Source organism: Roseimarinus sediminis, from assembly GCF_050433125.1.
Taxonomy (GTDB): domain Bacteria; phylum Bacteroidota; class Bacteroidia; order Bacteroidales; family Prolixibacteraceae; genus Roseimarinus; species Roseimarinus sediminis.
The window spans coordinates 196,170-218,338 of sequence record NZ_JBNPXV010000001.1; the positions used below are offsets into that span (position 1 = coordinate 196,170).

Below are 22,169 nucleotides of genomic sequence, written 5' to 3' on the forward strand. Positions count from 1 at the left end.
ACCTTCCGTTTAAAAGCTAGCTAAACTTTATGAATAACCGACAATAAGGTATCGGCTTTTATTTCGGTTTCATTCCATTCGTCTTCGGGAACCGAGTCCCAGGTTATTCCTGCGCCAACGTGTAACACCAGCGATTCTTTCAAAACCTGCATGCACCTCAGATTAACAAATAACAGAACCCGCTCGTCGAGGTTGACAGGGCCCAGAAAACCAGAATAGTATCTTCGGTTGTGTTTTTCGATTTCAAGAATAAAATTCATGGCCTCTTTTTTGGGTAAGCCACACACTGCCGATGTAGGATGCAGTTCTTTCAACAGCTGTCCCAACTGACCGTTTACATCGTGATAATTCATTGTAAAATCGGTACGCAAATGCACCAGGTTGCCTGCTTTTTTGGTATAAGGTCCCGACTTGATGTAGTTGTTAATGTCGAACTGTTTCAAGGCCTTTTCGATGTAACGGGTAACCAGTTCCTGTTCCACTTTTTCCTTGGTGCTCCAATTGTGGAGGTTCAGGTTTTCGGCATTGAATTCACGGGTTCCGGCCAGCGACACGGTTTCGAGATCGTTTTTATGAGAACAGAGCAGCGGTTCGGGTGTTGCTCCCATCCACAAATGCCCGTTTACATTGAAAGTGTAAACAAAGGCATTGCTGTACGACGAGATGAGCATCTGAAACAAACTGGCCAGTTTGCATCTGTAGTTTCGCTCTACCACTTTAATGCGCGATATCACCGCCTTTTCGAAGGTGCCTTTTTCAATTTCATCTTTAATGGCCTGCACCTGATTCATGAAAGTATGTTTACCCACAGCCCCATTATCAAAGCGGGTTTCGATCAACCCAAGTGGCGGCAACTTCTGCAGTTCGTCAAAGTGGGTATAATCGGTGCTGATGTAATTCAGATCGGGACGAATAAAAAAGTTGCGGTTTTCCTCATTTTCAATGAAAGGCGCAACTAAAAAGCCTTTCCGGGTAAAGAGTGCTCCGGTGACGGTAGTTTCAGAAACATGGGCATCTTTTTGCACAATCAGTCTTACTGCATCGTTATGCGGTAGTCTGTATGCAGCAAAAACCAGATTGTTATCAATGCAATACTGAAGTGCTTCAATAAAATTCATGCTCCCGTTCCCTGTATTTACTTCTTTACTATTGCATTGGTAACACGCGCCACCGAAATAAGTTTACCATCCTGGTCTCTTATTTCAACATCCCAAACGTGCGAAGTTTTTCCGCGGTGTACAATTGTAGCGGTAGCAATCACTAATCCTTCGCGAATCGAAGCAATGTGATTTCCGCTAATGCTCATCCCGAATGCGATGTACTTTTGGGTGTCGATGCTAAACAACGATCCGGCTGAGCCAACCGTTTCGGCAAGTGCAAGCGAGGCGCCTCCGTGCATAAATCCCAGTGGTTGCATCGTATTAGCATTAACCGGCATGGAGGCCACTACGGTAGTTTCGGTAAACTCCAAAAACTCAATGCCCAGATGGCTGATGAGTGTACCGTTACAAAAGTGATTAATTTCCTGAATATTCATTTTCTTTTTAATCTGAGTCGCATTCAATTGAATGGATATAAATAAATCATTGGGTTTAAGTAAAAGTGTGACTCGCTACTTTTCGCTATAATGAGACCAGGCACTCAACACGTGTACGGTAATTATCTCATTGTGTATTGAGTAAACCATTCGATGCTTCCTATTAATTCTCCGTGAATACAATCCTGCAAGGTCATGTTTTAGCAATTCTGGTTGCCCTGTTCCTGTTTTTGGATGTTCCATCAACTCATTAAGTAGTTTTTCAATTTTCCTTAAAACAGTTTTGTTACCTGATTTTTTATGCTTTTCTATATCGCTTAAAGCAATTTCAGAAAATTCCAAAATATAACTCATAGCCCCAATAAATCACGTATACCTTCGGGCGTTGTAATTCTATTCACTTTTCCTTGTTCAACCTCTTTAATACTTTGCTTAATTTTTTCAATCATTTTTGAATCAAAATAAATATCGTTCTCATTTATAGGAGTTAAGGCATAAGCTCTGTCCTTCCCTCGTTGAACAATTATTTGCTCCCCTTTGTCAGCTTTTTCAAAGTATATCTTTTGATTTTGCCTAAATTCCCTGCTGCTAATTACTAACATATCTTCTAATTTTAGCGTGTACCATTACGGTACAAATGTACTGATTTTTCCAAAATAATAATGACACAAATTTTGACAATGGTCTTTTCGGATTCTATCAATAACTTTCATTTTCAGTTATCCGATCTATTAGCGCATCTGACTTCCTGCTTTTTTAAGTTTACAGCTCCTTAGTATTTTCGGAGGATTGCTTCGTTGCGCTGGCAATGACTGTTAAATCATCGCCTTAATATCTTCAATAATTTTTTGCGCCAAAGCATCCGCCTCCTTACCCGACTTTGCTTCCGAATAAATGCGGATGATGGGCTCGGTATTCGACTTTCGTAAATGCACCCAGCTTGTGGCAAAATCGATTTTTACACCATCGATGTCGTTTACCTTTTCGCTTGCATATTTGTGTTTCATTTTTTCCAAAATGCTATCAACATCGATTTCGGGAGTAAGTTCAATTTTATTTTTCGACATGAAATAGTCGGGATAGGTGGCCCGAAGTTCGGAACACTTCAATTTCTTTTCGGCCAGTAAGCTTAAAAACAACGCAATGCCTACCAGCGAATCGCGTCCATAGTGTGAGGCAGGATAAATAACGCCGCCATTTCCTTCGCCTCCAATGATGGCATTGGTGGCTTTCATTTTCTCCACAACATTGACTTCACCCACTGCTGCAGCCTCATATTTTTGCCCGTATTTTTCGCTTACATCGCGCAAGGCCCTGGTCGATGACAAATTGGAAACAGTATTTCCGGGTGTTTTTGAAAGCACATAATCGGCCACTGCCACCAGCGTATATTCTTCGTTGAACATCGAACCATCTTCGTTGAGAATTACAAGCCGGTCAACATCGGGATCGACCACAAAGCAAAGGTCAACTGTTTCGCTGCGTACCTTTTCGGCCACCTCAACCAGGTTGGGTGCGATGGGCTCGGGGGTGTGTGCAAAATCGCCCGTCGGGCTACAGTTGATTTCAAGAACTTCGGCCACTCCCAGTGCTTTGAGCAATTGTGGAACTACAATGCCGCCCACCGAATTCACCGCATCGACGGCTATTTTGAAGCCGGCTGCTTTAATCTGTTCAACATTCACCAGCTCGAGATCAAGTACCTGCTGAAGGTGTATCTGCGAATAATCTTTCAGTACCACTTTTCCTAAATCGTCGACTCCGGCATAATTAAATTTACCGGTTTCGGCATATTTGAGAATCAGCTCGCCCTCGGCAGCGTTGAGGAATTCGCCTTTTTCGTTGAGCAGCTTCAGGGCATTCCACTGGCGTGGGTTATGACTGGCAGTTAAAATAATGCCCCCATCGGCTAGTTCTTCAGGTACTGCAATTTCGGTGGTGGGTGTCGACGCCAGGCCGATATTCACCACGTCGCAGCCCATGGCCGTTAAGGTGGAAATCACCAGAGATGCCACCATTTCGCCCGAGATTCGGGCATCGCGTCCTACCACAATGAGGGGGCGACTTTTCTTCGACTTCGCGCTGATAAACTGTGCATAGGCCGAACTGAACTTCACCAGGTCGACCGGCGACAAGCCTTCGCCCGGTGCACCACCAATTGTGCCCCTGATTCCTGAAATTGATTTAATGAGTGTCATTGATTCAAATGTTATTGTTTATAGTTGTGGGTATCGATCCCTTTTTTGAATTAGCTCAAAAGTATAATTTTTAAAAATTTTTCTGTGGATAAATATGAACTTACATTCCCTTAACATATCCAAAAAACCGAATAATTACTAATATTGTAGGATTTACAGCGCGATTTTGGAATTTGGCAGCATCAAAGCGAAGATTTATTTTAAATAAGCCGTATTTAATTGCAAAAAATTGCGTCACAAAGCCTTTAGCTTTACATTTGTGGGACAAAAGAAAAAAATATTCAATAGCTTAAATAACAATAAATTAAAAACTTATGAGCAAAGGAAGTTTTTTGAGCGCTTCTATCGGCCGTAAATTCCTGATGAGTATAACCGGATTATTTCTGGTTTCATTCATTGTGATTCACCTTTCGATTAATCTTCTGCTGATTTTCGACGACAGTGGTGAGTTGTTTAATGTTGCGGCCCATTTTATGGCGACAAACGCGTTGATTAAAGTGATGGAACCTGTATTGGCGCTGGGATTTATTATTCACATTATTTGGTCGTTGATGATTTCGGTCCAGAACATGAAAGCAAGACCAATCGGGTACAACAAGAGCTCACAAAGGGCCAACAGCACCTGGGCCTCGCGCAACATGCTGATTTTGGGCGCACTGATTCTGGTCTTCCTGGGCTTGCACATTTACGACTTCTGGTGGAAGATTAAAGTAAGCGGAAGTCCCTTGCTTGAAATGAGCACAGGCCTCGAAGAAGGAGTTCACAACACCTATGCCCTGGTGTCGACCCTGTTTATGGAAAGTACTCTTTACAACCTGATTTACATTGCAGGTGGTATTTTGCTCGGGCTGCACATTACCCACGGATTTTGGTCAGCTTTTCAGACCATTGGCCTTAGTAACGACATCTGGAGAAAGCGACTTTATGTGCTGGCCAACATCATCGGATGGATCTTTGCCATCGGTTTTAGTGTGATTCCAATCTATTTCATGATTAAATTTTAATCGGAGAAAAGCGTATTATGAGTAAAATTGAAAACAAGATACCGGAAGGGCCTTTAGCAGAAAAGTGGTCGAATCACAAGTCTGCAATTAAAGTAGTAAGCCCTGCAAACAAGAGAAAGCTTGATGTGATTGTAGTGGGAACCGGTCTGGCCGGTGCTTCAGCTGCGGCATCACTTTCGGAAATGGGATACAATGTACATGCATTTTGCTATCAGGACAGCCCGCGTCGAGCACACTCCATTGCTGCTCAGGGCGGAATAAATGCAGCAAAAAACTATCAGAATGATAATGACTCGGTTTATCGCCTGTTTTACGATACCATTAAAGGAGGTGACTACCGTGCCCGCGAAGCCAACGTGTACCGTCTGGCCGAAGTTTCACCCAATATCATCGACCAGTGCGTAGCACAAGGTGTGCCTTTTGCGCGCGAGTACGGTGGTACCCTGGCCAACCGCTCATTTGGAGGGGTACTGGTAAGCCGTACTTTTTATGCCCGCGGACAAACCGGCCAGCAATTACTGTTGGGTGCCTACAGTGCACTGAACCGCCAGATTGCCAAGGGGGGTGTTAAAATGTATACCCGTCATGAAATGCTCGACGTAGTGGTTCAGGACGGAAAAGCACGGGGAATCATTGCCCGCGACCTGGTAAGCGGAAAAGTAAAACGCTTTGGCGCTCATGCGGTAGTGGTGGCTACAGGTGGCTATGGAAACGTATTCTTCCTGTCGACCAACGCCATGGGATGTAACGGATCGGCTGCATGGCAGTGCTACAAAAAAGGAGCCTGGTTTGGTAACCCCTGCTTTGTACAAATCCATCCTACCTGTATTCCGGTGCATGGCGACCAGCAGTCGAAACTGACCCTGATGTCGGAATCGCTGCGTAACGATGGTCGTGTGTGGGTTCCAAAGAAAAAAGAAGACGCTGTAAAACTTCAGAAAGGTGAAATTGGTCCCAACGACATCCCCGATGAGGACCGCGATTTCTACCTTGAGCGGCGTTATCCAAGCTACGGAAACCTGGTTCCACGCGACGTGGCATCACGCGCTGCCAAAGAGCGTTGCGATGCAGGATTTGGCGTAAACAATACCGGAAAAGCAGTTTATCTCGACTTCAAATACTCCATCGAGCGCCTGGGTAAGGACGTAATTAAGGCCCGCTATGGCAACCTTTTCCAGATGTACGAGAAAATTACGGCCACCGATCCGTACAACGAACCAATGCAGATTTATCCTGCCATTCACTACTCAATGGGCGGGCTTTGGGTCGATTATAATCTGATGACCAATATTCCCGGTTTGTATGCGATTGGAGAAGCCAACTTCAGCGATCACGGAGCCAACCGCCTGGGTGCTTCAGCACTGATGCAGGGGCTGGCCGACGGTTACTTTGTACTGCCTTATACCATTGGCGATTACCTGGCCAATGAAATTATGACCCCTAAAATCGACACCAATGCACCCGAATTTGAGGAAAGCGAAAAAGAAGTCACCGGACGTCTCGAAAAACTTTTCAACATCAATGGCAGCAAAACCGTCGATCACTTCCACAAACAATTGGGTCATTACATGTGGGACTATGTTGGTATGAGCCGCAATGCCGAAGGACTTAAAAAAGCCATCGAAGGAATTAAAAAGCTGAAGGAGGAATTCTGGAAGGATGTTAAAATCCCCGGTGAAATGAACAACCTGAATCCTGAGCTTGAAAAAGCAGGCCGCGTAGCCGATGCACTCGAAATGGGTATACTGATGGCGCAGGATGCACTCGACCGTAACGAATCGTGTGGAGGACACTTCCGCGAAGAATCGGCCACAGAAGAAGGCGAAGCCAAGCGCGACGACGAAAACTTTACCTATGTTTCCTGCTGGGAGTATAAGGGCGAAGACCAGGATCCGGTACTTAACAAGGAAGATCTGATTTTTGAAAACGTTCAGTTAACGCAACGAAGCTATAAATAAAGGTAGTTAGATAAAAGACAAAGCCTTATCAGTTGTCTTTGGTCTAAAATCTTAAATCAAAAAAAAATGGCAGACAAGATATTAAATAAAATATACCTCAAGGTTTGGAGGCAAAACAGCGCCAAAGAAAAAGGCCGCTTCGAAACTTATGAAATTGAAAATATCTCACAAGGCAGCTCATTTCTTGAAATGCTTGATATTTTGAATGAAAAACTGATCCTCGAAGACAAGGATCCCATTGCTTTCGACCACGACTGCAGGGAAGGTATTTGTGGAATGTGCAGTTTATTCATCAACGGCAGAGCCCATGGCCCCGACCGTGAAATCACCACCTGTCAGTTGCACATGCGTTCGTTCAACGAAGGAGATACCATCACCATCGAACCTTGGCGCGCAGGAGCCTTCCCGGTAATTAAAGACCTCATTGTTGACCGTACTGCTTTTGAAAAAATTCAGCAGGCTGGCGGCTTTGTATCGGTGAACACCGGTGGCATTCCCGACGGAAATGCCATTCCTATTGGTCAGGATGACGCCGAAGAAGCCATGGATGCAGCAGCCTGTATTGGCTGTGGTGCCTGTGTTGCAACCTGTAAAAACTCATCGGCCATGTTATTTGTGGCTGCCAAGGTATCACAACTGGCCAAATTGCCCCAGGGCAAGGTCGAAGCCAAACGTCGTGCCAAAAGCATGGTAGCCAAAATGGATGAGCTGGGTTTTGGAGGTTGTACCAATACCGGTGCCTGTGAGCTCGAATGCCCAAAATCGATCAGCATTGCCCACATTGCCCGCCTCAACCGCGAATACCTGAAAGCCAAGTTGGCAGACTAAACAACAATCAATCTACAATAAAAAACCGCCTTCATTAGTACTGAAGGCGGTTTTCTTTTACCATTACTTCATCTTCCTTCCTGAAGTATATGAATACCAACATTTAATCCAAATAATTATATTGTTTAATAACTTTTTCTACCTTCGCTGTACAAAACCATTCTAAAAAACCAAAATGAAAAATACACAACCCAATCTTCTGGTTGTTGTTTTCGTAATGCTTTTCCATTTGATTGCATGTACCGATGAACCACCAAACTGTACGATTCAGGAACCAGCTGACAACACCGTAATTGAACAGGGCGATACGCTTCTGATTAGCGTCGACGCCAGTGATAGCGATGGCGAAGTAAGCGAAGTTGAAATACGAACCAACAAGCTACAAATCAAAACACTTACAAAAGCACCCTATCAATTCAAATGGTCAACTAAAAATATGCTTCAAGGTGACTATACCATAATAGCAAAAGCAAGCGACGATCATGGTAATACAATGGAAGATGCCGTTCAAATACAAATCATACCTAAAAAAGAAATTCCTATTATAGAGGCGGGTGATATAACTGACTTAAACTCTCAACAAGCGAGATTATCAGGAACAATACAAACAGACAACAACGATGCCATTACAGAACGCGGCTTTTGCTGGTCAACTTCTGAAATCTCTCCCGAAAGCTTTGAAAACTGCATCAGCATTGATAGCGATTCAACCACCTTCAGCACACTTTTGGAGAACCTCACACCCAACACCAGCTATTATTTTGTCGCTTATGCCACCAACAGCATCGGAACAGGCTACAGCCAGGTGCTTCAATTCACCACCCAGCCGCTTCCAAAATCAATCCCCGTGCTTGCCCTACCCGATACAAGCGGGCTAACACCTTACAAGGTCATTGTTCAGGCTGAAATTACGACCAACGGCAACGATTCCATTACAGAATGTGGTTTTTGCTTTTCAACTTCTGAAATCAATCCCGAAAGCTTTGAAAACTGCATCAGCATTGATAGCGATTCAACCACCTTCAGCACACTTCTGGAGAACCTCACACCCAACACCAGCTACTATCTTGTCGCTTACGCTGTCAACAGCATCGGAACAGGCTACAGCCAGGTGCTTCAATTCACCACCCAGCCGCTTCCAAAATCAATCCCCGTGCTTGCCCTACCCGATACAAGCGGGCTAACACCTTACAAGGTCATTGTTCAGGCTGAAATTACGACCAACGGCAACGATTCCATTACAGAACATGGCTTTTGCTGGTCAACTTCTGAAATCAATCCCGAAAGCTTTGAAAGCTGCATCAGCATTGATAGTGATTCAACCACCTTCAGCACACTTCTGGAGAACCTCACACCCAACACCAGCTACTATCTTGTCGCTTACGCTGTCAACAACATCGGAACAGGCTACAGCCAGGTGCTTCAATTCACCACCCAGCCGCTTCCTAAATCCATCCCCGAACTGGCCCTGCGAGATACAAGCGGGCTAACACCTTACAAGGTCATTGTTCAGGCTGAAATTACGACCAACGGCAACGATTCCATTACAGAACGTGGTTTTTGCTTTTCAACTTCTGAAATCTCTCCCGAAAGCTTTGAAAACTGCATCAGCATTGATAGTGATTCAACTACCTTCAGCACGCTTCTGGAGCAACTCACACCCAACACCAGCTATTATGTTGTCGCTTATGCTTCCAACAGTGTCGGAACAGGCTACAGCGAGGTTCAATCATTCTCCACTCCGACAGTTCCCGTTACCTTAGCTCAAATAAAAACACTTCCAGCCACATCAATTACACATAATCAGGCGGTACTTAACGGGGTACTAATTTCTGATGGCAACGCCTCTCCCATTACAGGATTTAGATGGAGCTCTGAACAAACCTTACCTCAAAAACACGAAGACTTTGCAGTCGCAAAGATGGTAAACGACACGATTCGATTCACTGTAAAAGGGTTAGAAAAAAATACAAAATATTATTTTCTCGCCTTTGCATCTAACCTAAAAGGTTCAAATCATGGTGAAATCCTCGAATTCACAACCCCGAGACTCGTAACCGGTGAATTTACCGATAAGCGCGATGGGAAAACCTACAAAACAATCCTCATTGGTGAACAGGAATGGATGTCGGAAAACCTCGCCTGGCTTCCTGAAGTTATGCCCGACAGCATTACCCCTTCGAGTGACGAAGCATACTATCATGTTTACAATTATCATGGGTCTCAGCTTGATGAAGCAAAACAAAACGAAATGTATAAAACACATGGTGTACTATACAACTGGCCGGCGGCACAAAATGCCTGCCCCATTGGCTGGAAACTACCCACTGATGAAGAATGGATGGAACTGGAAATGACAATTGGTATGTCCTCATACGCAGCGAACAGCATTGGATACCGGGGCTATAACCAGGGCACCTTACTTAAAGCCAATCACAGTTGGTTATCGGCTGATAATTATCCTGATACTTATGGTTTTTCAGCATTGGCCAGCGGCCATATCCATAGTATGAGATCAGACCATTTAGGGGTAGATGCCTTCTGGTGGACTGCAACTTTTGAAAAGGGATCAAATTTAATATGGTTTAGAAGGCTTTACAATGACGGCCCAACAATTATAAGGTCTGGAACACATCGCAGCTATGCCTATTCAGTTCGTTGCCTGAAAATAAGATAAGAGCGTTAATGCTTTTTCCGGATTTAATAAGTCAAAAAAACAGCTTTTCTGTTAAGATATGCTAAATCGCATCTTCCCCTCTTTTTAATTCACTACTTTTGTGCCTCTTAAATTTTTTGATTATGAGTACTTACAAAAGCATTATTGGAATAGGAAACGCACTGATGGACGTTGTGGTAAAACTGCCCAACGACGATATACTTCAAAAAAACCGTTTACCCAAAGGCAGCATGACCCTGGTCGATGCCGAAACTTCGAATAACATTAATACACAGACCATTGTTTTCGATCAAATTCTGACACCGGGAGGTTCGGTGGCCAATACGATACATGGCTTAGCCAGCCTGGGTGCTCAAACCGCGTTCATTGGCAAAGTGGGCGACGACCTGCTTGGACAAAAATACCACGATGAGCTGGCCCGTTCCGGAGTTGATCCCCACCTTTTCAAATCGACCAGTTCAACAGGTGTGGCCATGGCCCTGGTTACTCCCGACTCGGAACGTACTTTTGCCACTTACCTGGGGGCAGCCATTGAACTCGAGCCCGAGAATTTCTCCATTGAGCTGTTCAGAGGATACGATATTGCCTACATCGAAGGTTATCTGGTACAAAACCATGCACTGGTTCGTAAATCAGCCGAAATGGCCCGTAAAGCCGGCTTAAGTATTGCACTCGATCTGGCCAGTTATAATGTTGTACAGGAAAATCTCGCTTTTCTAAAGGAAATTATTGAAGAATACGTCGATATTATCTTTGCCAACGAAGAGGAGGCCAAAGCTTATACAGGCCTCGATCCCGATGCTGCACTTGAGTTACTGGCACAAAGCTGTGACATTGCTGTTGTAAAAACAGGAAGTAAAGGTTCGTTAATTAAGCACGGAGATAAAGTAGTACGTGTGGCTGTTGAAGGAACTAACTGCATTGATACCACAGGAGCAGGCGATTTGTATGCAGCGGGCTTTCTTTACGGATTTTCACGCAACCTTTCACTGGAAAAATGCGGAAAACTGGCCTCGTTGCTTGCAGGCAAAGTAATAAGCATATACGGGGCGCGCATGGATGATGAATTATGGACCGAAATCAACACCCGCATAAAAGCAATAATTGCTTAATTCTTTTTGAAAAACAATCGTTCTCTCCTAATAAAACCAAAGTATACAGGACAGAAAAAAGAAAACCCCGCCGGGTTAAGCGGGGTTGGAATAATTAACAAGAGGAACTAAAAAACAGGGTGTTTATTGAATTTGTATTTACTACAACAGATAAACGTCCACTTGGTTTAAAAATTACTTTATTTCTCCAAAAATCTTTCTCCAATCGACAAATAATTGAATCTACCCACAAAGAAAGAAGCCTACCTGACTGTATTTCAATAATTTTATTTCCTGCACAGTTAGTTAAAAACAATTATCTTTGCAGCAAATAAATTTCATCAGAGAAAAGCAAATGACACATCAATCAGGTTTTGTCAACATTATAGGGAATCCCAATGTTGGAAAATCAACCATTATGAATACCCTGGTAGGAGAAAAGATCTCGATCATTACCTCGAAAATGCAAACCACCAGGCACCGGATAAAAGGCATTGTTAGCGGAGAAAATTTCCAAATCGTTTATTCCGACACACCGGGCATCCTAAAACCCAATTACAAACTGCAGGAAAGCATGATGAGATACGTCGACACCGCACTGATCGATGCCGATGTCATTTTGTATGTTACCGATGTGGTTGAAACGCCCGATAAAAACTCAGAATACCTCGACAGGGTGCAAAAATCGGACATCCCTGTCATTCTGCTGATCAACAAAATCGACCTTTCAACGCAGGAAAAGGTAATGCTCCTGGTTGAACAATGGAAGGAATTATTACCCAATGCCCAAATACTTCCTGTATCAGCGACTGAAAAGTTCAACATTGCACCCATCTTTGATTTGATTCTTGAAAAATTGCCCGAAGGTCCGGCTTTTTTCCCAAAAGACGAACTCACCGATCGCAATGAACGCTTTTTTATTCAGGAAATCATAAGAGAAAAAATACTGCTCCACTATCAGAAAGAAATCCCCTATTCGGTGGAAGTGGAAGTAGAAAGTTTTCAGGAAGAAGAAAAACTGCTTCGGGTGGCCAGCGTAATCTACGTGAACCGTGAAACGCAAAAGGGTATTATTATAGGGCACCAGGGAAGAGCATTAAAGCGGGTTGGAACAGAAGCCCGCAAAGACATGGAAGAATTTTTTGACAAGAAAGTATTTCTTGAAGTATTTGTAAAAGTAAGTAAGGGATGGCGCGACGAAGACCGCAAGCTACGTGGTTTTGGATACGACATGCAGTAAAATAGAGAAAAAGAATATGAGCAATATTGTTGCAATTGTAGGCCGGCCCAATGTCGGCAAATCAACGCTGTTTAACCGGATTGTGGAAGCACGCACCGCCATTGTTGATAATGAATCGGGGGTGACCCGCGACCGTATTTATGGTAAAGGCGAATGGAACGGCTTCGAATTCTCACTGATCGACACCGGAGGTTATGTAATGAACTCTGACGATATATTTGAAGAAGAAATAAGACGTCAGGTGCATCTTGCCATCGAAGAAGCCGATGTTATTATTTATGTTGTGGATGTTGAAAGCGGAATTACCGATCTCGACGATTCTATTGCCCTGCTGTTGCGGAAAGTTGAAAAACCGGTTTTCATCGCGGTGAACAAGGTCGATAACCACGCGCGAATAGCCGATTCGTATGAGTTTTACAACCTCGGTCTGGGTGATCTTTTCTGTGTTTCGTCAATCAACGGAAGCGGAACAGGCGATCTGCTTGATAAGGTTGTGGCAGCCTTTCCCAAAGCAACCCGAACACTCGAAGAGGACAATGTTCCTCATTTTTCTATCATCGGCCGGCCCAATGTGGGTAAATCTTCGATGATCAATGCCCTTATTGGAGAAGAAAGACACATTGTAACCGACGTTGCCGGTACTACCCGCGATGCCATTTTTACCCGTTACAACAAGTTTGGACACGATTTCATTCTTACCGATACTGCCGGCTTGCGAAAAAAAGGCAAGGTACACGAGAATCTCGAATTCTATTCGGTAATGCGCTCAATCAGAGCCATCGAATCGTCGGATGTGTGTATGCTGCTGATTGATGCCACCCGCGGAGTTGAAGCCCAGGACATCAATATTTTTAATCTGGTAATTAAAAATAAAAAGGGTGTTGTCATCCTGGTCAATAAATGGGATCTTGTTGAAAAGGATCAAAGCAGCACTAAGGCATTCACCGAAGAAATTAAGCAACGCATCGCTCCTTTTAACGATGTTCCCATTGTTTTTACTTCGGCCCTGACCAAACAGCGCTTGCTGAAAGCCTTTGAAACGGCCATGAAAGTGTACGAAAACCGCACGAAGAAGATCAAAACTTCAGCCTTGAATGAGTACCTGCTCGAGGCCATTGAACAGTTTTCGCCACCTTCGACCAAGGGAAAGTTCATCAAAATAAAATACATTACCCAATTGCCTGCTCCAACACCTGTATTTGCATTTTATGCCAACTTGCCGCAATACATCAAGGATCCGTACAAACGCTACCTTGAAAACAAAATCAGGGAATATTTCGATTTTGAGGGAGTTCCCATTACTCTGGTATTTAGAAAAAAATAAGAAGTAGCGGCTGTTCAAACGATGAACAGCCGCATTTTTTTTAGTAATTATCTCTTACAGTATACGTAGTATGCAACAAGTGATGTGATTTTTCACCCAGCGGCTCTTTCAGATAATCGTGATAAATTTTCATGATCTCCGGATTCTCGTGCGATTTCCTTAGGGGCATGTCGGCATCTTCGGCATAGATGGCCAATGCCCTCTTCTCCCTGATCTCGGGATTGGTAGGAATGGGCTGACCACCACCGCCAAGGCAACCACCGGGGCAGGCCATTACCTCAATAAAATGGTAGTCTGCCTCGTGTTTTTTTACTGCCTCGATCACTTTTTGAGCATTGACCAGTCCATGGGCGACCGCACATTTTAGCTCAACTCCATCGAGAAATTTCCATTCTTCGAGTGGGTTTTCAATTTTGATCGTTGCCTCACGTACACCTTCAAGGCCTCTTACAGGAAAGATTTCGAGGTTCTCAAAAGGAACCTCTCTTCCTGTAACCAACTCATATGCCGTACGAAGCGCTGCTTCCATCACGCCACCTGTTGAACCAAAAATTACACCGGCACCGGTCGATTCACCCATCAGCCGGTCAAACTTTCGCTCTTTTATCTTCGAAAAATCAATACCGGCCTGCTTGATCATGATGGCCAGTTCGCGGGTGGTAAGCACATAATCGACATCACGGTAACCACTGTCGTGCATTTCGGGCCGGTTCGATTCAAATTTCTTGGCAGTGCAAGGCATGATCGAAACCGAAACGATTTTTTCAGGATCGAGTTTGCGAGCTTTGGCATAATAAGTTTTGGCCAGTGCTCCAAACATTTGTTGCGGCGATTTACAGGTCGAAAGGTTGTCGAGGTACTCGGGATATTTGTGTTCAATGTATTTTATCCAGCCTGGTGAGCACGATGTGTACATGGGCAGCCTCACACTTTCGTCATGATCGACCAGCGCACGTTTCAGCCGGGTGAGTAATTCGGTACCTTCTTCCATGATGGTTAAATCGGCCGTAAAATCGGTATCCAGCACCGAGTCGAAACCCAGGTTTTTTAGCGCTGAAACCATTTTACCCGTTACACGGGTTCCGGCTTCAAGTCCCATTTCTTCGCCCAAACCGACCCTTACAGCCGGAGCTGTCTGTACCACCACATGTTTCTCAGGATTTGCAATTGCTTCCCACACTTCCTCAATGTAGTTTTTCTCAATAAGTGCGCCGGTGGGGCAGTGATTGACACACTGACCGCAATTGGTACACACCACATCGTTCATCGACTTTTCGAAAAAGGTCGAAATTTTCATGTGATCACCCTTATAGGCTACCGAAAGCGCGCTCACACCCTGCAGCTCGGCACAGGTACGTACACAACGCTGGCAGCGGATACAACGGCTGTCGTCTTTTATGATTGAGGGCGAGTACATGTCGACGGTATAGTTTTTATACGGACTCAGATCGATCAGATCCTGCGACATGATCTTGTACTCAGCCGCCAGATCCTGAAGCTCACAGTTTCCGTTTTTATAACATTTAGTGCAGTCGGCATTGTGCTCCGATAGCAACATTTCGATAATGTGTTTTCGCGAGTTGCGAACTTTCAGCGTGTTGGTGAGTATTTCCATGTTTTCATGACAGGGCGTTGCACAGGAAGCAGCAAGGCGCTTCTGCCCCACTATCTCGACAACACACACCCTGCAGTTTCCGGCAATGCAAAGGTCCTTGTGATAGCAAAGCGTCGGGATGTTGTATCCTGCTTCACGTGCAGCCTCCAATATGGTTTTACCGGGATCTACTTCGTGTACTACTCCGTTGATGGTTATGTTGATATTTTTACTCATGGTCGTTTAATTAGCTGGTTAATAAATCATTTCTTCCCGAAAATTTTCAACGATCGACGAGAAAGAGTTGGCTACTGACTGACCCAGTCCACACTTGGCGGTATATTGCATGGTTTCGGTTAAGCGCAGCAACTTTTCGAGGTAGCTCGCCGGTTTATCTCCCTGCTTCACGGCTTTAATCCCTATATGAAGCTGTTGACAACCCACCCTGCATGGTGTACATTGACCGCATGATTCTTCGCGGAAAAATTCGAGATAGTTATCGAGCACATTGTACATCGAACGGGTACTGTTAAACAGCATCATCGATCCACCGGTAGGAAGCGATATTCCTACCAATTTGCCCTTATAACCAATGCTGGTTTCAGCAAAACGCTTTCTGGGTACAAGAAAGCCCGAGGCACCACCGACCTGAACTGCTTTGGTATCACCATCACCAAACTCATCGACAAAATCCTGAAGGCTCATACCCAACTCCAGTTCATAAATACCTGGTTTGGGTGTATCGCCTGAAACCGAAAAAAGCTTGGTGCCCCTGGAGAATTGAACGCCCAGATCGTAAAATTTCTTGGCGCCGTGTTTGAAAATGGTAAAGGCATGTGCCAGGGTTTCAACATTGTTGATCACCGTTGGATAGCCCTGATAACCAACATTGGTTGGAAAGGGCGGTTTGTTGCGTGGTTCTCCGCGCTTTCCTTCCATCGATTCCATCAAAGCAGTTTCTTCGCCACAAATGTAAGCCCCGCTTCCCATGAAAATTTTAATCGAAAAATCAAATTTGATCTCCTTGCAGTAGTATTCAAACTCTTCGATGGCCTTTTCAAGCTCGGGTTTCAGGTATTTGTATTCACCCCGAAGATAAATGTAGCCCTGCTTAGCACCGGTAATATAGGCACAGATCCCCATCGCTGTCAGCACCGTAAAAGGTACCTTGGTTAAAATTTCACGGTCCTTAAAGGTACCCGGCTCGCCTTCATCGGCATTGCATATTACATACTTCTTTTCAGCTTTGGCCTCGCTGGTAAGTTTCCATTTTAAGCCGGTAGGGAAACCAGCTCCACCCCGGCCTTTCAGTTCTGAACTTATCAGTTCATTAATTAGATCCTGACGGTCTTTCTCCAGGGTGCGACTAAGAATTTTTTCCCAGTCGTTTTCATTTTTGAAAATAAAATCGGCCCTCTTCAGGTTGTATTGTAGCGTCATAACTATTTCTTTAAATATTCGGATAAAATTTCACGTACCTTTTCAGGAGTTAATTCCGTATAAATCTCATCGTTGATGAGCATCGCAGGTGCCTTGTGGCACCAGCCCAGGCAGTTGGTTTGCAGTAGTGAAAACTTTTTGTCGGCCGTGGTTTCCCCCAATCCGATTTTTAACATGTCTTCAATGGTCAGCAGGATTTGGTTTTTACCTTTCATGGCACAGGTAATTGTTTTGCAAATCCTGATTACAAATCTTCCCATCTTTCTGTATTCCAGAAAGGAATAAAAGGTAGCAGTGCCATAAACCTCAGCAGCAGAAAGCTGAAGTTCGCGGGCAATGTCGACCATAACAGTGTCCGAAAGATAGTTCTCACGGGCAACTACCTCCTGCAAAATTGGAAGCAGATTTTCTCGTTTGCGCCCGTACTTGTCGGCCAGTTCGGTAATCAGTTCTGTAGTTCGATTCATAAAACAAAATGTGAAGAATTAAACAGTTGGTTTTCGCAGTTAATAAAAGAGATACGCCAATATAAGGCAGGAGCAATTACATACAGATACCAATAGTTTTTACTACTACCGGATCGCTTATGATCAATAAGCATGCATGTAATTTAGTTAAGTAAAGCATTAAATACCAGTGGTAAGTGTCAGTTTTAGGAAATAGCCGATTGAAACCAAAACGGACTGTTGTTCAAAAGCAGAATGCTATTAAAATAGTGGGATTTTGTGAAACAGTAAAGACAGTGTATATCATGGTATGAAACTATCTACATTCAAGCATGATTAATGGCAATACCTATGATAAATCATATTCAATTTAGAATGAATTTAAGCTGAATTGAGCTGAATATAAAGCCTTTTAAAGACAAAAGTGGCATGCAAGTAAAGTGATTTTAATAAAAAAACCCCGCCGAAAGCGGGGTTTTAATATATTTTTGATAATGTTTACAGTAATGCGTCAATTTTTTGAGCCAATACGGTTTTTGGTACTGCACCTACCTGTTTGTCGGCTACTTCGCCTCCTTTAAAAAACAGGATGGTTGGAATATTGCGGATTCCAAATTTTGCAGGAATGCCTGGATTGCTGTCAACATCCATTTTCGCTACTACTGCTTTTCCTTCGTACTCACCTGCTAATTCTTCAACCAGGGGACCTACCATCCGGCAGGGACCACACCACTCGGCCCAAAAGTCGACCAAAACAGGCTTGTCCGATTGAAGGACTACCTCTTCAAAATTTGCATCATTTACTTCTATTGCCATAACTATAAAGTTTTTAATATTTTATATCGCTTTCTAAAAGAAATTTACTTTATCACAGTACAACCACTTCGACCTTCAAATTGTTCTCGAAAAAAAGGATCAATAGGAATTTACCCGACTCCTGATAGTATTCCTGGCTTTTTTCCTACCCTGTTCAAAAAAATGAAGTGTACAAAAAGCACAAAAACGAGCCCGCAAATTTAATTGATTTTAAACAAAATTCCCTCTTTACTTCTTAAATAATCTAAAAATTCATCATTGGGCTCTACCCTCACATTTCTGGAAAACAATTGAATACTGGTCTTTGTAAGCGAATCGACAATATTAAATTCAAGTTGTGTGTTGCCTTTATGGTGTTCACACTGGTTGCTCAGTTCAGCCACCAGCTGTTCATCAATCGCGTTCAGATCAACCGATACCGCAATTGATTTGACACGTGTATTGCGCACTTCTGACAACAACTCGATGTGTGAAGCCTTGAATTCGAACGATTCAGGTCCGTTATCCTGCCGGCGAAACCGTGCCTGAACTTTACCCTTCACCATCAAAAACAATCCTTTTTTACAGAATTTTCCAAAGTTGATGTAGTCCGGTCCAAAAAAGAACATTTTGTACGAACCGTCATAATCAGTGATGGTCATCGTCGAAAACATTTTTCCGCTCTTGTTCATTCCTTCATAGGCTTCGGTCACCATTCCGGCCAGGTTCAGATCGCGGCCTTTGAATTGGCTGATATCTTCGTCGAGCATTGAAAAGCTTACATTCCTGGTACAGAAAGCATCAATTTCAAGTCTGAAATCGTCAAGCGGATGAGCAGTAAGGTACATCCCGATCAGGTTTTTTTCGTGCTCCAGCTTTACCACACTGGGCCACTCGTCGCCCATAACCGCTTTGGGTTTTTGAACTGCCACTTCCTGCCCGGCACCAAATAACGACTGCTGAGCCATGTTTCGCTCATTTTGAATAAGATTACCGTATCTGATCAGGTTTTCGATGTAATTCAGTTCGTTTTTATCGGGGATGAAAAATTCAGCACGATTGCAATCGGCAATAGAGTCAAACCCTCCGGAATAGGCCAGTGCTTCCCAGTTTTTCTTGCTCACCGATTGCAGGTTGACCCGCTCGGCGAAATCGTACATATCGCTAAAGAGACCATTTTCATCACGTTCCTTTATGATGTCGTTTACTGCTCCGTCGCCTACACCTTTCACACCCGACATTCCGAAGCGGATTTCACCTTTTTTGTTCACGGTAAACTTGCGGTACGACTCGTTCACATCGGGGCCAAGCACCTTGATGCCGAGGTGATGGCATTCGTCCATAAACAAAGAAATCCGATCGATGTTGGAGAGATTTCGGCTAAGTACAGCGGCCATAAATTCGGCCGGATAATGTGCCTTGAGATAGCCCGTTTGATAAGCAATGTATGCATAGCAAACCGAGTGCGACTTATTGAAGGCATACTGGGCAAAGGCTTCCCAGTCCTTCCATATTTTATCAATCAGTTTTTCAGGCGTTTCCTTTCTTTCTTTGGCCCCCTCCATGAACTGCTCATTATTCAAACAGCCTTCCATAAACTGCACCTTCAGCTTATCCATGAGCTTCCGGTTTTTCTTTCCCATGGCTTTACGCAGGGTATCCGACTGTCCCCGTGTAAATCCACCCAATGCTCTCGACTGAAGCATCACCTGCTCCTGGAATACCGTGATTCCGTAGGTGTCGTTGAGATATTCTTCCATCATAGGATGGTCGTAAGCTATTTCTTCCTTCCCGTGTTTACGGTTAACGTAGTTGGGAATGTATTCCATGGGACCCGGACGATAAAGGGCATTCATGGCTACAAGATCCTCAAAACGGTTGGGCTGTAGCAAACGAAGCCACTTTTTCATTCCGGGTGATTCGAACTGAAAGATGGCCGTTGTATCGCCCCGCGAAAAAAGCTGATATGTTTCCTCATCGTCAATGGGAATTTCATCGATGTTGATATCAATTCCTTTTGAAAGTTTGATGTTATCGAGGCATTCCTTAATGATTGAAAGTGTTTTCAGCCCAAGAAAGTCCATTTTCAGCAAACCAATTTCCTCAACAAAGCGGCCGTCGTATTGCGTAGTATACAGGTTTTCTTCCTTGGTAGGCATTATTGGAATATGCTCAGGCAGCGGATCACGACCAATCAGAATTCCACAGGCATGTACCCCGGTTTGTCTTACCGATCCTTCGAGGGTTTCAGCAAAGCGAATGGTATCAGAAACCAGCCTGTTGGGCGACTGTTTTTCAGATTCGAGCTGAGGATTTTCCTTGTAGGCCTTTTTCAACGTCATTTTAGGCGCTTCGGGAATCATTTTAGCCAGGCGGTCGGCCTCTGGAAGCGGAAGTTGTAAAACCCTGGCCACATCCCGAATCGCCAGTTTGGCGGCCATGGTTCCAAAGGTACAAATATGTGCCACCTTGTCCTGTCCATATTTCTCTGTCACCCAGTCGAGAACAAGCTGTCTGCCATCGTCATCGAAGTCGATATCGATATCGGGCATTGAAATACGATCGGGATTAAGAAAACGCTCGAACAGCAAATCAAATTTTATCGGATCGACATTGGTAATTTTAATACAGTAAGCAACTACCGAGCCAGCAGCCGAACCACGTCCCGGTCCTACAATGACCCCCATGTCGCGGGCTGCCTGTATAAAGTCGGCCACAATGAGGAAGTAACCAGGAAAACCCATCTGCTTGATGGTGTCGAGCTCAAAATCGATGCGCTCACGGCATTCATCCAGGTTGTCGGGATAACGCTCCTGAGCTCCTTTATAAACCAGGTGGGCCAGATAATCGGCTTCGTATTTGATGCGAAGTACCTTTTCGTAGCCTCCCATTTTGTCGTAACGTTCGAATTCTTCCTTCAGCGCTTCTTCCGAATATTTTTCAAGATAATCTGCCCAGCTTGCAAATTCGGCTGGTATGGGAAATTCGGGCATGATGGGATCAGAATCGAGCTCGTAGTATTCCACCTTGTCGGCAATTTCCTGGGTGTTTTCCAGCGCTTCGGGAACATCGGCAAACAATTCGTTCATTTCCTTCACCGATTTAAACCACTCGTGTTTAGTGTAACGCATCCGGTTATCATCCTCGTAATTTTTCCCGGTATTCAGGCAAATTAGAATGTCGTGGGCATCGGCATCTACTTCGTTGGTAAAATGAACATCGTTGGCGGCAATAAGCTTCACACCAGTCTGTTTCGAAAGTTCAATGAGTACCTGGTTCACTTTCACCTGATTTTCGTAAACATCTTGTCGCTCGCGTTGCTGCAGCGTCGGATGCCTCTGCAGTTCGAGATAATAGTCGCTGCCAAAAATGCTTTTGAACCATTGGATGGTCTCTATGGCCCCTTCGATATCTCCAGCCATTATTTTTTGGGGTACTTCTCCCCCAAGGCAGGCCGAAGTTACGATGATGCCCTCGTGGTATTTTTCCAGAATTGATTTGTCGATGCGCGGTTTGTAATAAAAACCTTCCGTACTGGCGATCGAAATCATTTTAAGCAGGTTTTTATATCCGGTATGATTTTTAGCCAGAACAATCAGGTGATAACCCGAGCGGTCTTCCTTGCTTGTTTTGTTTTCGATGCCCCTTGCAGCCACATAGGTTTCGCAGCCCAGAATGGGTTTTACCTTGTACCATTGCTCAACCGGTACATCGGGATCGCCAAATTTTTCCGATTTACAGGTATTCCAAAATTCCTTGATTCCAAACATGGTGCCATGATCGGTCAGTGCAAGCGCCTTCATCCCATCCGTCTGCGCCTTATCGACCAGCGATTTAATGCTGGCCTGACCGTCGAGTATCGAATATTGTGAATGTACATGTAAGTGATTAAATGGCCTCATGCTATGTGTTTGTTTTTCTGTGTTTTATGTTATTACTCAAGCTAATTTAAGAGAATTTAAAATTAACCAATTAATTATTGAAAACAGACTCATGTTGAAAAGTTGAATGCCTGAAAGGCAAAAAAAATCCTGCTG

At 44.1% G+C, this 22,169-nt stretch carries 17 protein-coding genes; 7 read left to right on the plus strand and 10 right to left on the minus strand.

Translation table 11 applies throughout. The annotated features are described in order from the left end of the window. Nucleotides 1–20: 20 nt before the first annotated feature. The 5 genes from FHS86_RS00760 to glmM form a co-directional block, all read right to left on the minus strand. On the minus strand, nt 21–1,118 hold the full coding sequence (locus FHS86_RS00760) for a chorismate-binding protein (RefSeq protein WP_429410095.1): 1,098 nt from the start codon (nt 1,116–1,118) through the stop codon (nt 21–23). 17 nt (nt 1,119–1,135) lie between these two features. Beyond that, a complete protein-coding gene (locus FHS86_RS00765) occupies nt 1,136–1,537 on the minus strand; it encodes a PaaI family thioesterase (protein ID WP_429410097.1) in 402 nt (133 codons plus the stop codon). Between the two features lie 75 nt (nt 1,538–1,612). After that, on the minus strand, nt 1,613–1,891 hold the full coding sequence (locus FHS86_RS00770; RefSeq protein ID WP_429410099.1) for a Txe/YoeB family addiction module toxin: 279 nt from the start codon (nt 1,889–1,891) through the stop codon (nt 1,613–1,615). Further along, nucleotides 1,888–2,139 carry a prevent-host-death protein gene (locus FHS86_RS00775; protein ID WP_429410101.1) on the minus strand — a complete coding sequence of 84 codons (252 nt, stop codon included), beginning with the start codon at nt 2,137–2,139 and terminating at the stop codon, nt 1,888–1,890. Before FHS86_RS00775 ends, FHS86_RS00770 begins: the two co-directional genes overlap by 4 nt. Nucleotides 2,140–2,352: 213 nt before the next feature. Then, complete coding sequence (glmM, locus tag FHS86_RS00780; protein ID WP_429410103.1) at nt 2,353–3,735, minus strand: phosphoglucosamine mutase; 1,383 nt, start codon at nt 3,733–3,735, stop codon at nt 2,353–2,355. A 314-nt stretch (nt 3,736–4,049) separates the two neighbouring features. Here glmM and FHS86_RS00785 point away from each other — a divergent pair, with 314 nt between their 5' ends. The 7 genes from FHS86_RS00785 to der all read left to right on the plus strand — a co-directional run bounded on the left by FHS86_RS00785 (nt 4,050) and on the right by der (nt 13,857). After that, on the plus strand, nt 4,050–4,739 hold the full coding sequence (locus FHS86_RS00785; protein ID WP_429410105.1) for a succinate dehydrogenase cytochrome b subunit: 690 nt from the start codon (nt 4,050–4,052) through the stop codon (nt 4,737–4,739). Nucleotides 4,740–4,756: 17 nt separating this feature from the next. After that, nucleotides 4,757–6,697, plus strand: coding sequence for a fumarate reductase/succinate dehydrogenase flavoprotein subunit (locus FHS86_RS00790; protein WP_429410107.1), 1,941 nt, complete (start codon nt 4,757–4,759; stop codon nt 6,695–6,697). A 66-nt stretch (nt 6,698–6,763) separates the two neighbouring features. After that, entirely contained in the window at nt 6,764–7,525 is a 762-nt protein-coding gene (locus FHS86_RS00795) for a succinate dehydrogenase/fumarate reductase iron-sulfur subunit (RefSeq protein ID WP_429410109.1), read from the plus strand. Between the two features lie 175 nt (nt 7,526–7,700). Next, nucleotides 7,701–10,202: an FISUMP domain-containing protein gene (locus FHS86_RS00800; protein WP_429410111.1), complete on the plus strand. Its 2,502-nt coding sequence runs from the start codon at nt 7,701–7,703 to the stop codon at nt 10,200–10,202. 122 nt (nt 10,203–10,324) lie between these two features. Continuing rightward, on the plus strand, nt 10,325–11,314 hold the full coding sequence (locus FHS86_RS00805; RefSeq protein ID WP_429410113.1) for an adenosine kinase: 990 nt from the start codon (nt 10,325–10,327) through the stop codon (nt 11,312–11,314). Nucleotides 11,315–11,648: 334 nt separating this feature from the next. Then, a complete protein-coding gene (gene era / locus FHS86_RS00810) occupies nt 11,649–12,533 on the plus strand; it encodes a GTPase Era (RefSeq protein ID WP_429410115.1) in 885 nt (294 codons plus the stop codon). Between the two features lie 16 nt (nt 12,534–12,549). After that, on the plus strand, nt 12,550–13,857 hold the full coding sequence (der, locus tag FHS86_RS00815) for a ribosome biogenesis GTPase Der (protein ID WP_429410118.1): 1,308 nt from the start codon (nt 12,550–12,552) through the stop codon (nt 13,855–13,857). A gap of 40 nt (nt 13,858–13,897) precedes the next feature. Here the strand turns inward: der and FHS86_RS00820 are convergent, their stop codons facing one another. From FHS86_RS00820 to dnaE, 5 genes are all read right to left on the minus strand, one after another. Next, nucleotides 13,898–15,688, minus strand: coding sequence for an NADH-dependent [FeFe] hydrogenase, group A6 (locus FHS86_RS00820; RefSeq protein WP_429410120.1), 1,791 nt, complete (start codon nt 15,686–15,688; stop codon nt 13,898–13,900). Between the two features lie 18 nt (nt 15,689–15,706). Continuing rightward, on the minus strand, nt 15,707–16,891 hold the full coding sequence (locus tag FHS86_RS00825) for an NADH-ubiquinone oxidoreductase-F iron-sulfur binding region domain-containing protein (RefSeq protein WP_429410122.1): 1,185 nt from the start codon (nt 16,889–16,891) through the stop codon (nt 15,707–15,709). A gap of 2 nt (nt 16,892–16,893) precedes the next feature. Then, the gene (nuoE, locus tag FHS86_RS00830) at nt 16,894–17,358 is read right to left on the minus strand and encodes an NADH-quinone oxidoreductase subunit NuoE (RefSeq protein WP_429410125.1); all 465 of its coding nucleotides are present in this window, start codon (nt 17,356–17,358) and stop codon (nt 16,894–16,896) included. Between the two features lie 477 nt (nt 17,359–17,835). Beyond that, a complete protein-coding gene (gene trxA, locus FHS86_RS00835) occupies nt 17,836–18,153 on the minus strand; it encodes a thioredoxin (RefSeq protein WP_429410127.1) in 318 nt (105 codons plus the stop codon). Between the two features lie 200 nt (nt 18,154–18,353). Continuing rightward, nucleotides 18,354–22,034 carry a DNA polymerase III subunit alpha gene (gene dnaE, locus FHS86_RS00840; protein WP_429410129.1) on the minus strand — a complete coding sequence of 1,227 codons (3,681 nt, stop codon included), beginning with the start codon at nt 22,032–22,034 and terminating at the stop codon, nt 18,354–18,356. Between the last annotated feature and the right edge of the window lie 135 nt (nt 22,035–22,169).

Coding starts and splice junctions, on each gene's coding strand:
- trxA (WP_429410127.1), bottom strand. CDS start 18,153: ATGGCAATAGAAGTAAATGATGCAAATTTTGAAGAGGTAGTCCTTCAA.
- FHS86_RS00800 (WP_429410111.1), top strand. CDS start 7,701: ATGAAAAATACACAACCCAATCTTCTGGTTGTTGTTTTCGTAATGCTT.
- nuoE (WP_429410125.1), bottom strand. CDS start 17,358: ATGAATCGAACTACAGAACTGATTACCGAACTGGCCGACAAGTACGGG.
- FHS86_RS00785 (WP_429410105.1), top strand. CDS start 4,050: ATGAGCAAAGGAAGTTTTTTGAGCGCTTCTATCGGCCGTAAATTCCTG.
- der (WP_429410118.1), top strand. CDS start 12,550: ATGAGCAATATTGTTGCAATTGTAGGCCGGCCCAATGTCGGCAAATCA.
- era (WP_429410115.1), top strand. CDS start 11,649: ATGACACATCAATCAGGTTTTGTCAACATTATAGGGAATCCCAATGTT.
- FHS86_RS00820 (WP_429410120.1), bottom strand. CDS start 15,688: ATGAGTAAAAATATCAACATAACCATCAACGGAGTAGTACACGAAGTA.
- dnaE (WP_429410129.1), bottom strand. CDS start 22,034: ATGAGGCCATTTAATCACTTACATGTACATTCACAATATTCGATACTC.
- FHS86_RS00790 (WP_429410107.1), top strand. CDS start 4,757: ATGAGTAAAATTGAAAACAAGATACCGGAAGGGCCTTTAGCAGAAAAG.
- glmM (WP_429410103.1), bottom strand. CDS start 3,735: ATGACACTCATTAAATCAATTTCAGGAATCAGGGGCACAATTGGTGGT.
- FHS86_RS00765 (WP_429410097.1), bottom strand. CDS start 1,537: ATGAATATTCAGGAAATTAATCACTTTTGTAACGGTACACTCATCAGC.
- FHS86_RS00770 (WP_429410099.1), bottom strand. CDS start 1,891: ATGAGTTATATTTTGGAATTTTCTGAAATTGCTTTAAGCGATATAGAA.
- FHS86_RS00775 (WP_429410101.1), bottom strand. CDS start 2,139: ATGTTAGTAATTAGCAGCAGGGAATTTAGGCAAAATCAAAAGATATAC.
- FHS86_RS00825 (WP_429410122.1), bottom strand. CDS start 16,891: ATGACGCTACAATACAACCTGAAGAGGGCCGATTTTATTTTCAAAAAT.
- FHS86_RS00760 (WP_429410095.1), bottom strand. CDS start 1,118: ATGAATTTTATTGAAGCACTTCAGTATTGCATTGATAACAATCTGGTT.
- FHS86_RS00795 (WP_429410109.1), top strand. CDS start 6,764: ATGGCAGACAAGATATTAAATAAAATATACCTCAAGGTTTGGAGGCAA.
- FHS86_RS00805 (WP_429410113.1), top strand. CDS start 10,325: ATGAGTACTTACAAAAGCATTATTGGAATAGGAAACGCACTGATGGAC.